Source organism: Rhizobium sp. SVR5-2C (assembly GCF_056755115.1).
Genome location: NZ_JBNDHT010000160.1, coordinates 1 through 14,255 on the forward strand (window position 1 = coordinate 1; position 14,255 = coordinate 14,255).

General features: G+C 56.9%; 12 protein-coding genes and 3 pseudogenes. 4 read left to right on the forward strand and 11 right to left on the reverse strand.

The genetic code is table 11. The annotated features are described in order from the left end of the window. The 10 genes and pseudogenes from ACPYOI_RS30610 to ACPYOI_RS30655 all read right to left on the reverse strand — a co-directional run. Positions 1-223 (reverse strand): ketopantoate reductase family protein (locus ACPYOI_RS30610; RefSeq protein WP_481423805.1); only part of this gene is annotated, 223 nt, incomplete at its 3' end. Positions 224-687: 464 nt separating this feature from the next. After that, positions 688-926: pseudogene (locus ACPYOI_RS30615) on the reverse strand (DDE-type integrase/transposase/recombinase); the annotation flags it as partial. 24 nt (positions 927-950) lie between these two features. Next, positions 951-1,817 carry an efflux RND transporter periplasmic adaptor subunit gene (locus ACPYOI_RS30620; RefSeq protein ID WP_481423806.1) on the reverse strand — a complete coding sequence of 289 codons (867 nt, stop codon included), beginning with the start codon at positions 1,815-1,817 and terminating at the stop codon, positions 951-953. Beyond that, the gene (locus ACPYOI_RS30625) at positions 1,814-2,023 is read right to left on the reverse strand and encodes a DUF1656 domain-containing protein (protein WP_481423807.1); all 210 of its coding nucleotides are present in this window, start codon (positions 2,021-2,023) and stop codon (positions 1,814-1,816) included. The genes ACPYOI_RS30620 and ACPYOI_RS30625 overlap by 4 nt, the downstream gene beginning before the upstream one ends. A 4-nt stretch (positions 2,024-2,027) precedes the next feature. Continuing rightward, complete coding sequence (locus tag ACPYOI_RS30630) at positions 2,028-4,094, reverse strand: FUSC family protein (protein WP_481423808.1); 2,067 nt, start codon at positions 4,092-4,094, stop codon at positions 2,028-2,030. Further along, the gene (locus ACPYOI_RS30635; protein ID WP_481423809.1) at positions 4,091-4,567 is read right to left on the reverse strand and encodes a MarR family winged helix-turn-helix transcriptional regulator; all 477 of its coding nucleotides are present in this window, start codon (positions 4,565-4,567) and stop codon (positions 4,091-4,093) included. The genes ACPYOI_RS30630 and ACPYOI_RS30635 overlap by 4 nt, the downstream gene beginning before the upstream one ends. Positions 4,568-4,970: 403 nt before the next feature. Further along, positions 4,971-6,302: an MFS transporter gene (locus ACPYOI_RS30640; RefSeq protein ID WP_481423810.1), complete on the reverse strand. Its 1,332-nt coding sequence runs from the start codon at positions 6,300-6,302 to the stop codon at positions 4,971-4,973. Between the two features lie 47 nt (positions 6,303-6,349). Further along, on the reverse strand, positions 6,350-7,285 hold the full coding sequence (locus ACPYOI_RS30645) for a hydroxymethylglutaryl-CoA lyase (protein WP_481423811.1): 936 nt from the start codon (positions 7,283-7,285) through the stop codon (positions 6,350-6,352). Next, positions 7,282-8,475, reverse strand: coding sequence for a CaiB/BaiF CoA transferase family protein (locus tag ACPYOI_RS30650; RefSeq protein WP_481423812.1), 1,194 nt, complete (start codon positions 8,473-8,475; stop codon positions 7,282-7,284). The genes ACPYOI_RS30645 and ACPYOI_RS30650 overlap by 4 nt, the downstream gene beginning before the upstream one ends. A gap of 186 nt (positions 8,476-8,661) precedes the next feature. Next, complete coding sequence (locus ACPYOI_RS30655) at positions 8,662-9,609, reverse strand: LysR family transcriptional regulator (protein ID WP_481423813.1); 948 nt, start codon at positions 9,607-9,609, stop codon at positions 8,662-8,664. A 125-nt stretch (positions 9,610-9,734) separates the two neighbouring features. Between ACPYOI_RS30655 and ACPYOI_RS30660 the strand changes: the two genes are divergently transcribed. The 3 genes and pseudogenes from ACPYOI_RS30660 to ACPYOI_RS30670 all read left to right on the forward strand — a co-directional run. After that, entirely contained in the window at positions 9,735-10,205 is a 471-nt protein-coding gene (locus ACPYOI_RS30660) for an Lrp/AsnC family transcriptional regulator (protein ID WP_481423814.1), read from the forward strand. 207 nt (positions 10,206-10,412) lie between these two features. After that, positions 10,413-11,115, forward strand: a pseudogene (locus ACPYOI_RS30665) (IS5 family transposase); the annotation flags it as partial. A 55-nt stretch (positions 11,116-11,170) separates the two neighbouring features. Further along, positions 11,171-11,407 (forward strand): annotated as a pseudogene (locus tag ACPYOI_RS30670) (integrase core domain-containing protein); the annotation flags it as partial. A 64-nt stretch (positions 11,408-11,471) separates the two neighbouring features. On the opposite strand, the gene ACPYOI_RS30675 reads toward ACPYOI_RS30670, so the two are convergent. After that, positions 11,472-12,599 (reverse strand): mandelate racemase/muconate lactonizing enzyme family protein, encoded by a 1,128-nt coding sequence (locus ACPYOI_RS30675; RefSeq protein ID WP_481423816.1) that lies wholly within the window; start codon positions 12,597-12,599, stop codon positions 11,472-11,474. Between the two features lie 207 nt (positions 12,600-12,806). Between ACPYOI_RS30675 and ACPYOI_RS30680 the strand changes: the two genes are divergently transcribed. After that, positions 12,807-14,255: ABC transporter substrate-binding protein (locus tag ACPYOI_RS30680; protein WP_481423815.1), on the forward strand; the 1,449-nt coding region annotated here is incomplete at its 3' end.

The window sequence follows — 14,255 nt, forward strand, 5'->3', positions numbered from 1 at the left end:
CGACGGTGACATGAGCCCGATGTTCTCCTTCGGCGTCCATAAGAGACAAGCCATTTTTCTTGATAGCAACGAGGCTTTCACCTCGGGCAAGAACACTGACGGAATGCCCGCTTATTGACAGCCGTGTCGCGAGCGTGATGCCGATTGCACCGGCACCGGCAACACAGATGCGAGGCCCTTTCGCTGCGTTATGAATCGATAATTCGGGTACGATCTCATGCATCCTGGTCTCCTTCTACCATCCAAGGCGAACTGTTGTTTCGGCTCGGTCACTGCACCACGCGTCAGGAACGCTCCTTTTGATCGTGAAACGGAAAATATGCGCATCAGGAAACGGTCTCCCGGCGCCACCTCCGACCGATCATTCCGGCCAGTAAGGGTGAATTTTCTGTTCCGTAACATTTGTCTCCCTATTCGGGAGAAACGCACATCTCGGAGAGCCGCCCATGTCTATCGGACACCATGGAGACGGCGCTGCCGCTATGGCTAAGCCGATTACGTTACAGGCAAGTTGCGATCGCCCATCGGATGGTTGCAACTGTAACGTTGGCCGGGAATATTGAATGGATAGTGACGGGCCGCATAGCCAAGTGTCGAAAAGAGGTTCGTGTTTTGGAACTTACTGTCCGGTGTTTGACATGCCATATCTGGAAGGAGGCTCACGATGGCACCGACACCAATCGCCTCTACATGCGGCGCATGATCGACGGCGCGCCAGAGCCAGTGTTTCTTTCCCCTGATGGTGATGACGGCCTCGTCGAGGTGCCATTTGTCGCCGAGCCTGCCGGCTAATCGCTTGCGGATATCCTTGGCGAAACGCCTGTAGAATTTCTCAGCCCAGAGCCTCATGGTCTGGTGAGAGACGATGCCCCGGCCGCCAGCATATCCTCGACCATGCGCAGGCTGAGCGGAAGCCGGAAATAGAGTGCGCCTGCCCGATGCCGCGAAAATCAACCGTCCGACATGACCTCCACCGTCACCGTCAGGCCGGCGATCAGCCTGGTTCCCTCCGGAACCTTTTCAAGACGGATGCGCACCGGCACGCGCTGAGCGAGCCGTACCCAGCTGAAGGTTGGGTTGATATTGGCAAGAAGCCCTGTGCCGTCGGTGCGTTCGCGATCCTCGATGCCGGTCGCTACACTCTCGACACGGCCCTCGATCTTCTCGGGCTGCCCCATCAGCCGGATGACAACCCTGTCGCCCACATGGATGCGCGGCAGCTTCGTTTCCTCGAAATAGCCTTCCACCCTCAATGAGTCCGTATCGACGAGAGCGACTTTCGCCATGCCCGCCGTCACATAGTCGCCCGGCCGCAGGCTGAGGTTGGTGACGCTGCCGTTCACCGTCGCCCTCACCTCGGAGCGGTCGAGATTGAGCTGGGCGAGATCGCGATTGGCAATCGCCTCCTGATAGGCGGCTTCGGCTTGGTCCTGGGCGGTACGCGCCTGCTCCTTCTGCTGCACGGACGCGGCTTCGCCGAGCCGTTGCTGGCGGTCGTTTTCGCGGCGAGCCTGATCGAGCGCCGCCTTGCTGCTGCCGAGCGCCGCATTGGCTTGCGCCAGCGCGATCGTGAAACGCTCGCGATCGACGTAGAAGAGAATGTCGCCCTTCTTCACATCCTGATTGTCCGTGACGACGACTTTGCTGACCAGGCCGGAGACGTCCGGGGCGATGCCGACCACATCGGCGCGAAGGCGCGCGTCGCGCGTCCAGGGCTCGTACATGTAGTGACCCCAGAGATCGCGGCCAACGAATAGGGCAGCGACGACGAAGACAAGCGTAAGAAGGACACGAGCGGCGGTTTTGAGCGATTTCATGTGAAGTACCAGCGTGTGATGTATGAAACAGCGCCAAGCAGCAGGACATAGAGGGCGAGATCGAAGAGACCGCGATGCCAGACCAGCGCATAGGCGCCGACCCAGGCAAGCCCGCGTCGGATGACGATGCTGACGACAAAGGCGAGAAGCATGAGGATGAGCAGGCGCGGAACGTAGACGCCGTAAATATCGAACTCTGCAGGCATGGCGTTACTCGGCAGCAAGTCGGAGATGGAACGTTTCTGGTTCGGGCATTTGCGCGATTTCCGGCGGCGCATCGTTCGGGAACAGCGCGCGGCGGAGACCAACCAGCGCGTCGACGGCCTGGCTGCCGCTTCCAGAGTCCTCGGTCAGGATCGTCCGCAGGGCATCATCGATCGATTGTCGTAACGCCTGCGGCGGATCGATCGCTTCGCCCACCTTCAGCCGGACGCGATAGAATTCCGAGATGCCCGACAGCACGGAATCCATCGCGGTGACTGCGGGCGGGCGCAGATCGGGACGCACCTGCTGCAACATCAGCACATTGAACCCGAGGCGGACCTCGGCGTAACCGTCGACCTTCTTCAATTCCCGTTGGTCGATGGCAGCGAGTCGCGGCACCAATTGCCCCAGGCGGTCGAGGATGCGCCCCGACAGGCGCTCGTAGTCGTCATGCCGTTCGCCGGATGCCGTCTCGGCGAGGTCCTTCCATCCGGCACGAACCAGGCGGCGGGCGGCAATCTCGGCACCGAAGGGCCGCGTAACAAGGGTCCAGACAAGTGCGAAACCGACACCCCCGACAGCTGCTATCCCCTCGTTGACGAAGGTCGTAAAATCGGCGGTGAAATGATCCTGCAGCGCAATGAAGGAAGCGCTGTTGACCGCCATCAACATGGCGAGCAGGTTGAACTGCGGTTTCGGAACCAGGAGGCCGAGAAGCAGGAAGGGCGGCGCGAAGACGACCACCAGCATCTCATAGCTGTTGATGGCGGGCAGGATGCCGAAGATGTAGACGAAAGCAATGACAACGCTGACGCCGCACCAAATGAACATTGACGTGATCAAGGGCGCGGGACGGTCGAATGCGGCAAAGAAAGAACAGGCAACGGCCGCCAGCGTAACGAAACCGGCACCGTTTGCCCAGCCCGTCCAGATCCAGAAGATGCATGCGGCGAAGGTGCCGGCGACAACCGTGCCAGCGGCAAATGCCAAAAGACCGTAATCGTAATGTCTGGCAGGGCCGACCATGCCATGGTGCCGGAAGACGTATCGCCATGGACCGAAGTGCCGGCCGATGACGATTTCGTCGCGCAGCATCAGGCAATCCTGCCAGAGATCCACGATCTCCTTCAGGCGCGTGAGTGCGCTGGACAGGACCAGATCATTCCATTCAAGGGATCGATTGCACTCTTGCAGGCGCGCGATTTCGCGGTTGAGGCTGTCGGCTGTCTCGTTCGAGCAACTGCCTCCCTGCTTCAGCCAGTCAGCGGCCGCGTTCAGCACCGATACGAGATCTTTCGACAGGCCGCCACCCTGCATCTTCAGCGCATGCAAGCGGTCGGCAAGCGAGGAGAACAATGGGAGAAGCATCAGCATCCGGCCGCGCAGCTCCCGGGAATGGCGCACGATATCCCTCGTTCCGGCATCATAACGGAGCTGGCTGATGATGAGGTCGAGTCCGGTGACGTCGGCCGCCAGCTTCTGGCGCTTGAGTGGCGTCGCGGGAGTGGCCCCCTCGCCCCGCAAGATTTCGTCGGCCCAGGTGCCGGCGTCGTCGAGCCAGGAAGAGATACGCTGACCAAGCACCGTACCGACGCTGGTGGGAAAGACGACGACACTGACGACGCTCGCGCAAACGATACCTATGATGATTTCCTCGGAGCGGGCGAGCGCGGTGTCGAAAATCGTTTCCGGAGATCCGACTGTGGGCAGGGCGATCAGCGGCAGGGAATAGCCGGCGAGCATGAAGACATAGCTGCGCGACGAGCGATCAAGCATCGAGATAAAAAGCAGCGTGCCGGTCCATAGCGCGACGACCAAACTCAGCAATACAGGTGCGTTCACGAAGAGCGGCACGAAGAGCACGGCGGCGGCGGCGCCGATCAGAGTGCCCAGCGCACGGAAGAGACCCTTGGAGCTGGTGGCGCCGGCAAGCGGATTGGCGACGACGTAGACGGCCGCCATTGCCCAGTAGGGCCGAGGCAGATCGAGCGACAGCGCAATGAAGAGCGCAGCCATCGATGCCAGAAAGGCCTTGCCGGAGAATAGCCAGTCGCGCCAGGTTGGGAAGGTCACGATGCCGCCTCGATCTGCTGATTGAAAGCCGCAACCTGCAGCGTATCGATATCCTCGAATGCCTTCAACACACGATTGGCCGCTTCAATGTCGGCCTTGTTGACCTTGGCGAGAATTCTGCCGCGCAGTTCGTCGAGAACGTCTTCCATGTGAGCGGCCAGCTTCTCACCCTCTTCGGTCAGCCACAGACCTTTCGCCCGGCGGTCGGTCGGATCATCCCTGCGCACGACCAGTTCGAGATTTTCGAGCTGATCCAGCAGCCGCACGAGTGAAGGCCCTTCGATGCCGACATAGTTTGCCAGGACGACCTGCCGTACGCCGCCGCCGAGGCGGCCAATCCATATCAGGGGTTGGGCGCAGGCCTCAGAAATGCCATGCGAGCTCAGAACCTGATCGACCGCCTTTCGCCACCGGCGACCGGTCGATAGAAGATTTGTAGTGAAGTTTCTTTGGAGCGAGTTGAGTGATTGCATAGATACATATTGCATTAAAATAGTTAGGATTCAAATTATTTTTTGTGCTGACTGTCGCATCCATGATGGATTAACGATCCGCGCACCAAGGTCAAAACTACCCGGTCAGCGAAGAGGTTCGCTTCATAGATTATCTTCTGGACCTTGTCGTTCTGGCGGCGACCGCAGGGGAAAAAACCGAAGAGAAAGCTGCCAACAATCGAGATCACAGTCCATCTGCAGGATGACTAGTTGTCACGCAGATAATTTTCCCTCGTCGTTATCGAGCCCGTCTTCAGTGGGGGCGGGCCGTCTTGAGAGCCTACGGAAGGTGGTCATCCAAGATCGGAGTTTGTCAGTTATTCCAAACTTCGAACAACCGCAATGTTTGGAGCGGGCGCACATTAGCGGCCGCTCTGCAAACTCAGCCTAAGCTTACGCGATCGTTAGACCGAAGAGCAGCCGGCATTGCAAAGAGCAGGATTACGCCACACAGCAAGCAAAGCGCTCCGATAACATAGAGAGCTGGGGTTGTACTACCCGAGTAATCTTTCACAATCCCCACCAGATTGGGACTGACGATACCTCCCAATTGACCGAGTGTGTTAATGAGCGCGATGCCACCTGCGGCCTCAACGCCAGTCATCATCTTCGGAGGCAGTGTCCAGAAGGTCGGAATGGCAGCTACGACACCCGCTCCCAGGAGCGCCAAGGCGCATATGAGCATGACGATGTTCTTGTCGAAATAGCCTGCAGCAAAAAAACCCAACGCGGCAGCGAAGATCAGCGCGGCCACGAACTTCGCCCGCTCACCTGAACTGTCGGAAAGACGGCCGACGACGATCATGCTGATTGCACCGCAAATATAAGGAACTGCGGTCAAAAAGCCGGTGAAGGCGGGATTGTTGCTGCCAGCAGTTTTGATGAGATCAGGAGCCCAAAAATTCAGGCCATAGGAAGCGATCTGAATGAGGAAATAGATAAAGCCGAGCAAGAGCACCCCCGGCGCCGCTAGCGAACGCCAGAATGAACTCCTTCCAATCGCTTCTGACTGCTTTTGTAACTGGCCAGAAATGAGGGCTCGTTCGCTTGGTTTCAGCCAGTTAGCGTCTTCGACTCGATCGTCAAACCGCATTAACACGATGGCGCCTAAGAGGAGACACGGGAGCCCGCCGACGAGAAAGAGCCATCGCCAGCCCTCCAATCCGAGGGAGCCATCTAGGTACTTGAGCACCAGGCCGGAGACGGGTGCGCCGATAATCCCCGAAAAGGCGGTTGCCAAAAAGAAGGTCGATGTCATCCGCCCACGGTATTTCTTCGGAAACCATAGGGTAAGGTAATAAATGATACCTGGAGCGAAACCAGCTTCCATTGCGCCGATGATGAATCGCAGTGCATAGAACTGCCATTCAGTGTGGACGAAGATCATGGCCGCGGTCGCTATGCCCCACGAGATCATGATCCTTGCGATCCAACGGCGTGGTCCGAAGCGGTATAGAAGCAGATTGCTAGGTACCTCGAACAGGACATATCCAAGGACGAAAAGGCTCGCGCCAAACCCGTAAGCGGCATTGCTGAGGCCAAGATCAGTCTGTAATGCCGTCTTTGCAAAGCTAATGTTGATGCGATCGAAGAAGGCAAAAAGATAGCAGACAATGATAAGCGGCATCAGCCGCCAGGCAATCTTCCGTATAACGCCGTCTTCCGCCGATGCACTTTCCGCGCGATCGGACGAGTCTATTATTGTTAGGGTCATTTTTCCTCCGACTCCTCCAAGAGCGACGCTGATGCAGCGCCGATATTTTACGCAGACCGTTTGATGTTTGGCTGCGGATGCAAATCACTCGCGAGACCCGCTTTCGCCAACTGGCCCGGCGTTTCGTGACCAACCAGTTTCGGCAACTCTGCCGAAAGGCGCAAAAGTTCGCGAAGATTAATCCCTGTCGGGACATCGATCTCGTGAAAGAAATTCACAAGGTCCTCCGTACATACATTGCCGGAAGCTCCGGGCGCAAACGGGCAGCCTCCGAGCCCTCCCAACGAACTGTCGAAACGACGTGCGCCAGAACGACATGCTGCGTCAACATTGATAAGGCCAAGGCCGCGCGTATTGTGAAAATGCAAAGTAAGGTCGTTAGGCGAGACAAGAGCCAACGACAACTCCACCAAAGTCGTCACCTGGACGGGATTTGCCATGCCAGTGGTATCTGCCAAAGTGATCGAGGTGGCTCCAAGATCGAGATATCGTTTGATTGTGTCGGTGATTTTCGAAGTCAGTTGCGGCCCCTCGAAGGGGCATCCAAATGCGGTAGCTATCGTAGCATTGACATTGATCGAGGCTCCGTTTGCGATGGCAACCACCGAGCCCAGTTCCAAGAAAGACTGCTCTCGTGTCATACCCATATTCGCGAAATTGTGTGTTTCGCTCGCGGACATAACGAAATTCAATTCATCCGTTTTGGCGTCGATGGCCCGCTCGGCACCCTTGGTGTTCGGCACGAGCGCAGAGTAAATAGTGTTCGGCCGCCGCTTTATGCCGGCGAAGACCTCGGATGCATCCTTCAGCGAAGGGATTGCCTTTGGTGAGACAAACGAACTGACTTCGATCCGCTTGATACCTGAATCCGCAATCGCGTCTACGAGGGCAATCTTCTCGCCTGTCGGAACCCATCGTTGCTCGATCTGAAGGCCGTCCCGCGGACCAACTTCTTGAATCGTCACGCCATCTAACCGGATCATTGGATCGCTCCGGATCGGCGAAGATGTTGGACGTCCTTCCCGTCATAACCCATTTCAGCAAGAACACTTTCAGTATGTTCGCCGAGCATCGGGCCAGGCCATCGAACGCCTCCGGGGGTTTCTGACAGCTTCGGCGTGATGCCCGGCATCTTGACCTTTATATCTCCGGGCAAGCTAGTCTCGAGGATCATGTCCCGCGCAAGGTAATGCGGGTCGGTCACTATATCGGCGACGGAATAAATCTTACTGGATGGAACATCGGCAGCTGCCAGTTTTTCCAGCACTTCCGCGATGGGATGGCTTTGGGTCCATGTGCTAATGACAGCGTCGAGCATCTCGACTTGCGCGACACGTCCATCGTTTTGCGCGAGTGCCGGATCATCCGCGAGGTCGATACGATCGATCACTCGCATCAACCGCTTGAAGATCGCATCGCTATTGCCGGCAATGACGACATAGCCGCCATCTGCCGTTGAATAGGTGTTCGAAGGCGCGATGCCGGGAAGCGCTCCACCAGTCCTCGTTCGAACGTGCCCCATCAAATCATACTCAGGAACAAGACTTTCCATGAGATTGAAGACGCTTTCGTAAAGCGAGACATCGACGACCTGCCCCCTGCCTTGGCCAGTCTTGACACGCAGAAGCGACATCAGCGCTCCGATGACTCCGTGGAGAGATGCAAGGCTGTCTCCAATACTGATCCCCGCGCGAGCAGGAGGACTATCAACGTCTCCTGTCGTATAGCGGAGCCCGCCCATTGCCTCGCCTATGGCGCCGAAACCCGGTTGATCACGATAGGGGCCGGTTTGGCCATAACCAGAGATGCGAACCATCGTCAGGTTGGGGTTAAGGGCGGACAGCGTCTCCCAGCCGAGCCCGAGCTTCTCAAGTCCACCGGGGCGAAAATTTTCAATTATGACATCTGCACTCGTGGCAAGTTCGCGAGCAATTTCGACACCCTCAGGTGTTTTGAGGTCAACCGCGATACTGCGCTTGTTACGGGATTGGAGATACCACCACAGCGATGTGCCTTGATGTAGCTTGCGCCATTTGCGTAACGGATCACCGCTCCCCGGTTGCTCGATTTTGATCACATCCGCTCCAAATTCAGCCATCAACCGCGCTGCAAATGGTGCTGCGATAAGCGTGCCGAATTCGACGACCTTGATCCCGCTCAGGGGTCCATTCATTGCGAAGTCTCCTCCGTTTCAATTTGGAGGATGGTTCTCTATTCCGATCGCGAGGTCCAATGGTCATTTTTCAACGCTTGTTCTCGTTTGGAGAACGGTCGCCAAGGCCGGATGCATCGCGGATATGACCGCACGCGCTCCCAATTGGCGTGGGATCGCTGCGAATGGCTGTTGAGACTGGAATAACTATTGGTAGCTGTGTTGTTCGCGATTGCCGGTGAGGTGGTTGAACATCATGAGGCTGGCGACGGGCAAATCATGTACGCTTTTGACAACCACCGATAACTGCCGCTCCGCCCAGATGTCCCTGAGGGGCAACGCTTTAATGTCCATACCCGCGCTCAAGACATCGAAGGCGCGGCTCGGCATCAGTCCCACTCCCATGCCCGCTTGGACCATACGACATACCGCATCGAAGCCCGGAACATGAATCCTGAGTTTGAGCGACTTGCCAACTTGCTGGGCGCTATACTGTGATCTCAGATAGATTGAGCTCGTTGCGAACAACGCGACATGATCAAAGTCTAGCGTATCGGCAAAAAAGATATCCTTGGCAGCCGATAGCGGATGATTGGAGGGTACCACGATGACAAGCTGGTCCTCTCGATAGTCGAAACGCTCAAGGCCCCGAATATCGACATCGTCGGAGCAGATGCCGATATCTGCGACACCATCCTCGACACCGCGAACCACATCGGCGCTCGGGCGCTCATGAAGATCGAGCCGAAGCGATGCATATTGGTTGAAGAATTTTGGGAGATCGTCCGGCAGAAATTCAACAATGGCGGAAAGGTTGGCCAGCATCCTGACATGACCGCGTACGCCGGCAGCGTACTCATTTAGCTCGACTGCGATCTTCTCGATATTCAGCAGTGTCCGACGCGCGTGATGTAGAAGTGCTTCTCCCGCCGGCGTGAGCTTCATGCCTTGCGGGGTCCGCTCGAACAAGGAGACTTGCAGTGTCTCTTCCAGACTGTGCAGCCGTTTGCTGACCGCCGATGGCGCAATAGCTTCGCGTTCTGAAGCCCGACGAAGGTTTCCCTCCTCGTGTATGGCAATGAAAAGCTGCAATGTAGTGAGGTCGAGCCGTTTGACGACATTCGCGATCTTGGAACTCGACATAGTGTCAGACATTGGGGCCTCCGCAATACATGCTTTAAACTGTATCCCGTCTTCCACGCCTGAGGTAATCAATCTTGCATGTATCGAGCGTGCCCTGTAGCTTGATACGCTACTTGATGCTCATCGTTTGGTGAAAAATGCCAAATGCAAAATTAGACAGAATCGATCTAAAAATAATTTCCCTGCTGCAGAACGATGGACGCATGACTGCACAACAGCTGGCTGAGCAGGTCGGCCTATCACCGTCTCCATGTGCACGCCGCGTAAGAATTCTCGAGGAAACCGGCGTTATAAAAGGCTATGCTGCGGTGATAGACGAGACCGAGTTCGGGTTGTCAGTCAGTGCTTTTGCTTCAGTCAAGCTCACCCGACAACATGAGGACGACCTTGACCGTTTCGCCAAGGCAGTCAGCCGTTGGCCGGAAGTCGTGGATTGCTACCTGATGACCGGACAGCGAGATTATTTGCTGCGTGTCCTGGTTCGAGATCTTGCGGGGTATGAGGCTTTTCTCAAAGAAAAGTTGACACGGCTCGAAGAGGTGGCGTCGATTGAAACAAGCTTTGCGCTAACGCAGGTCAAGCGGTCAAATCACCTACCAATCGAATGACCGGTTCAAACCAACGAAGTATCTCCAGCACATTGTGACGAGGTGTCCGAGGCCGGCTGTCAGCGCCTGATGGGGTTTCACTTTGGAAGCGTTGGCCGACGGAATTCTAGTACTTCATTCGTGTAGGACTCGACTACTACGACCCTGGTGCGCGGATCGTTAATTGCGTTGGCGTAGATGAACGGCAAGTGCAATAACTGGTTTTTTGGACTGGATCTCGCCGTCCCCGATCACACGACGCTGAGCCGACGGGCACGGAGGGGTCGATCATTTGACAGACGGCGAGGCCGCTCCGTTTCAGCAGAAGGGCCTGTGCACGTCCTCATCGACAGCACCGGGCTTGAAGTCTACAGCGCGGGCCAGTAGTTGGAGGAGAAGCACGGTGCCAGATCTCGTCGCAGTTGGCGGAAGTTGCATCTGGCGCTGGATGCGACAGCGGCGAGACCATCGCCCATGTCATAACCGACCAAGACGCTGGTGATGCCTCGCAGGTGGAGCCGCTACTCGACCAGATCGACGCTCAGATCGGTCAGTTCACGGCCGATGGAGCCTATGACGGCAACCCGACTTACGACGCCGTCGTCAAGCACAGCGTCGATGCTGCCGTTGTCATTCCGCCCCGCGCCAACGCGGTGGAAAGGCCGGACACCGAGCCCCCTACTCAACGGGACCAACATATCGCGGCGATCAAACGGACGGACGAATGAAGTGGCAGACTGCGACTGGCTACGGCAAGCGTTCGCTGGTCGAGGCCGCGATCGGTCGCTACAAGTCGATCATCGGTGGCCGATTGCGCGCACGAACCTTCGGAGCGCAACAGAGCGAGGTTGCCATCGGCTGCGCCGTTTTCAATCGGATGCTTGCGTGCGCACACCCGAAATCCATCCGTCGCATTGGAACCACCTCGTAAACGACGGCATCAAAGATCAGAGTCCGAAAACTCTCCGATCCCCGCACCAACGCTTATCAAACCAGCATCACTGCAGCTCAACGAGAAGGTCGAGCGTGGCACCGGACCGACGAACACGAGTTTTACCAGCTCTTATCCTACACAGGAGATGTCGACTTCAACGCAAAACTGGACGAATGGAATGCTTCTACAACCTGGCAAGGCCGCATGAAGCATTAAAGGGAAAGCGCCTTATGAAACTCTCAAGATTCACATTACAACGTGGGGTCAGCGCAGGTGTGGCCGGCGCTGATCCCCGGGGTTTGAGGCGGAAGCCCCACCCTACAGAGCAGAATAAAGGTTCCGTGGTCGCGCCATCAGGCTAGTCGCTCCATCCGCTTCAGCACCTGCTCATTCGGGTCGCATCCGATTCCTGGCACGTCGGGTACAGTCACTGTGCCATCCGAGTTGATAGTCGCGGCATGAAGGAAGACGTCCTGAGCGCTAGAGGCCACCTGCTTGGGATAGAATTCAAGCATTAATGCGTTTGGTATCGCGCCGAGGAGGCTGAGGTGAGCAATCTGCTCGCCGTGCGGGCAGATATCGATCCCATTGGCGTCCGCCATGGCGGCGATCTTCAAAAATTCCGTGATCCCGCCGGTGTAGCGGACATCCGGCTGAAGAATGCCGATCGCCTGAGTAGCGATAAGATCGCGAAAACCGTGTTTCGTGTATTCGTTCTCACCGGTCGCCTGTGTGATGGAAGACGCTGCGGCAATTCGCTTGAAACCGTCGTAGTCATCAGGCTGAACGGCTTCCTCGAACCAAAAAATGTCCTGGTCCTCGATCCGTCTGGCAAAGCTGATCGCCTCATAAGACCGATACGCACAATTAGCATCGACCATCAGCTTTATTTCCCGACCGATAGCGGCCCGCACGGCACGTACCCGCTCGACGTCCTCACTGACCGGCACCGCGCCGACTTTCATTTTAATCGCCCGGGCGCCGGCTTCGACGTAGCCGACCATCTCTTCCTGCAGCTGCTTCAAGCCTTTGTCTTTGGCGTAATATCCACCCGCCGCATAAACAGGAATCTTGCGACGATAGCCGCCGGCGAGTTTGTATAGGGGCAGCCCCGCGACCTTGCAGCGAATGTCCCAGAGGGCCATGTCGATGCCGGAAAGCGCCCGAGTTTCTATGCCACGGCGCCCGTGAAGCTTGGGCGACCAGAGGCTCTTCCAGATTGCTTCGATCATCAGCGGATCCTTCCCGATCAGAGGCTCGCTGAACTCTGCTCTGAAGGCGCGTTCCGCCGGCTTCGGCCGTCCAAGACCATATCCGGTTATCCCGTGGTTGGTCTCGATCTGGACGAAACTGACATCGTGATGTGAGTAGGTGTGAAGCCCGTTGGTAATGGCTACGTCACGCTTCCAACGATACTCCCGAACCTCGATGTGCGTGATTTTCAGATCGCCTTTCGCGGTCTGAGATCCCTCTTCCTGCATGTCTAACACGGTCGTCCCTTCCTTTTTCCATGACGTCGGCCACGATCAACCAATCTCCCCGGGCCGCAAACGGGTTTCCATATTATCCATTATCCATAATCCATATTCCACAATCCATTGACACATCAGTTTGCGCTATGCAAGTTTCATCGAGCGACGTGTTGCTAACATCGACCGCGCACTCTGGAGGAAGAGGGAGGGAAGTTCATGTGGTATGCGCCACGCTTGAAGACGCATTTGCTTTCAGGAGGACTGTTGTTTTTCGCGGCGAGTTTTGCGCTCAACGCGGATGCTTCATTTGCAGCGGCTGATCTCACGAAGGAGCCGCCTGCTCTGGCCAAGGATGTCGAGGCGGGAAAGCTGCCGCCGGTCGCCGATCGTGTCGGTGCCGACCCGCTGGTGGTGAAGACGATCGATGGCGTCCATAACTATGGCGGGACGCTGCGGACGCTGTTTACCGGTGCGAGCGACATAACGTGGATCCAGACGTTTCTCGGCTATGACGGTCTGGTGCGGTGGGATCCGATGGTCAAGAATGTCGTTCCCGACCTCGCCGAGCGCTGGGAAGTAAATGATGACGCAACGGTCTTCACGTTTCATCTGCGCAAGGGCCTGAAATGGTCGGATGGGTCGCCATTCACCTCCAGGGACATCGCCTTTTGGGCAGAGCATTGTCAGTTTCAGGAGGCCATCGATCCTTCCTACCGGCCGCGTTGGATCGCACCGGAAGATGGGCTGAAGGTTGAGACACCGGATGACGAGACGGTGATCTTGCGGTTCGGAACACCCAAGGCCCTGCTTCTTTATCAACTCGCCACATCAGACGGCGAAGGTGTCGTCAATTACCCCGAGCATTACCTGAAGACCTTCCACAAGGATTTCAATCCCAACGCCGACAAGGAAGCGGCTGCGGAAGGGTACAGCGACTGGGGCGATCGCTTCAACAAGAAGATGAACGCCTGGTTCAATCCCGAAAAGCCGACGCTGTTCCCGTGGAAAGCTGTCACGCCCATTACCGATACGCGCAACTTCGTCCTCGAGCGCAATCCGTATTTCTGGAAGGTCGACGAGGACGGGCGGCAACTTCCCTACATCGACAAGATCGACAACCAGATCGTTCCCGATAAGGAAGTCATGCTATTCAAGGCGCTTAACGGCGAAATCGACTTTATCGGGCGCTACATCAACACGCTCCCGAACAAAGCTGTGTTCCTGGATAACCAGGCGCGCGCCAACATCGACTTTTTCCAGATCGTCGATGCGGCTCCGAGCTACGCCGCGATCCACCTCAACGAGACCTCGGTGAAGCCCGAACTTCGTGAAGCGTTTCGGAATAAGAACCTCCGCATCGCCCTTAGTTATGCCATCAACCGGCAGGAAGCCATCGACCTGATCTTTGCCGGGCAGGGTGAGCCCTACCAGATCGCGCCGCGGCCGGAATCCGAATTCTATAATGAGAAATTCGCAAAACAGTACACCGAATACGATCCGGATCTTGCGAACAAGATGCTGGACGAGGCCGGCTTCGACAAGCGTGATGCGAACGGCTGGCGGCTCACACCCGATGGAAAGCCGCTCTACTTCATCCTGACCGTTCGCGGTGACCGTCAGCCATTCGTAGATCTGGCGCCATTGCTGGTGGGCTATTGGAAAGCT

Coding starts and splice junctions, on each gene's coding strand:
- ACPYOI_RS30620 (WP_481423806.1), bottom strand. CDS start 1,817: ATGAAATCGCTCAAAACCGCCGCTCGTGTCCTTCTTACGCTTGTCTTC.
- ACPYOI_RS30625 (WP_481423807.1), bottom strand. CDS start 2,023: ATGCCTGCAGAGTTCGATATTTACGGCGTCTACGTTCCGCGCCTGCTC.
- ACPYOI_RS30635 (WP_481423809.1), bottom strand. CDS start 4,567: ATGCAATCACTCAACTCGCTCCAAAGAAACTTCACTACAAATCTTCTA.
- ACPYOI_RS30640 (WP_481423810.1), bottom strand. CDS start 6,302: ATGACCCTAACAATAATAGACTCGTCCGATCGCGCGGAAAGTGCATCG.
- ACPYOI_RS30645 (WP_481423811.1), bottom strand. CDS start 7,285: ATGATCCGGTTAGATGGCGTGACGATTCAAGAAGTTGGTCCGCGGGAC.
- ACPYOI_RS30650 (WP_481423812.1), bottom strand. CDS start 8,475: ATGAATGGACCCCTGAGCGGGATCAAGGTCGTCGAATTCGGCACGCTT.
- ACPYOI_RS30655 (WP_481423813.1), bottom strand. CDS start 9,609: ATGTCTGACACTATGTCGAGTTCCAAGATCGCGAATGTCGTCAAACGG.
- ACPYOI_RS30660 (WP_481423814.1), top strand. CDS start 9,735: ATGCCAAATGCAAAATTAGACAGAATCGATCTAAAAATAATTTCCCTG.
- ACPYOI_RS30675 (WP_481423816.1), bottom strand. CDS start 12,599: ATGCAGGAAGAGGGATCTCAGACCGCGAAAGGCGATCTGAAAATCACG.